General features: G+C 71.8%; 1 protein-coding gene. It reads left to right on the top strand.

The window, feature by feature from the left end; genetic code table 11:
* Positions 1 to 348, top strand: a 348-nt coding sequence (locus TN53_RS43195; RefSeq protein WP_046264404.1) for an ROK family protein, incomplete at both ends; no start/stop codon positions are given.

Here is a 348-nt window from a genome sequence, read left to right as displayed (position 1 = left end):
CCCGAGGGTGTTCCGGTGGCTCCGCCGATCATGCCGGGCTGGGACGGTTTCCCGGTCCGGGAGGCGCTCAGTCAGGAGCTGGGCTGCCCGGTCATGGTCGACAACGACGTGAACCTGATGGCGATGGGGGAGCAGCACGCGGGCGTCGCGCGTTCCGTGGGCGACTTCCTCTGCGTCAAGATCGGCACCGGTATCGGGTGCGGCATCGTCGTGGGCGGTGAGGTCCATCGCGGTGCGACGGGCAGCGCGGGCGACATCGGGCACATCCAGGCCGTGCCCGACGGCCGTCCCTGCGCCTGCGGCAACCGGGGCTGCCTGGAAGCCCACTTCAGCGGGGCCGCGTTGGCC

Source organism: Streptomyces sp. WM6386 (assembly GCF_000972385.1).
In the GTDB taxonomy this organism is placed as follows: domain Bacteria; phylum Actinomycetota; class Actinomycetes; order Streptomycetales; family Streptomycetaceae; genus Streptomyces.
This window is presented reverse-complemented; position numbering and strand designations above follow the sequence as displayed.